The 435-nt window shown below is 33.6% G+C and carries 2 protein-coding genes; both read right to left on the reverse strand.

What is annotated here, in order from left to right; genetic code table 11:
- Positions 1-216, reverse strand: a 216-nt coding sequence (locus AC1DJR_RS33555; RefSeq protein ID WP_477004630.1) for a permease, incomplete at its 3' end; no start/stop codon positions are given.
- Positions 217-247: 31 nt separating this feature from the next.
- Positions 248-435: PadR family transcriptional regulator (locus AC1DJR_RS33560; protein WP_477004629.1), on the reverse strand; the 188-nt coding region annotated here is incomplete at its 5' end.

Raw genomic sequence — 435 nt, forward strand, 5'->3', positions numbered from 1 at the left:
ATTTTCAATAGCTGTTACTGTGAATAGTATCGCTGACCATTTATTGACCTTACCCTCCTTTGCCACAAGTACTATAGCTATTAATAATGTAGCGCTTCCTAATAAACCTGACACACTCCACCATTTTTGTTGTATTGCTGATATAATTGCTAACCCCACATTAAGTGCGATAAGTAATGAAAATAAATGTTTATAAATCTTGTTATTTGCTAACATATTTGTCTCACTTTCTATTAAAAGGATTTTTTTAGTTCTCTTTCCAACTCTCACCCTTACGCAAATGAACATCCCATGCTTGTTGTGATGTAAAACCTATATCTTGCAGTTCTTTTATATTTTTAGGTTTTTCAAAAGTACAAGGTACACTTATTTCCCTACTAAAATCGAAATCCGAATCAACCACCTGATCAGAATCAAAGCTGACCTCTTGAACTC

This window comes from Bacillus sp. 05T31 (assembly GCF_056396725.1).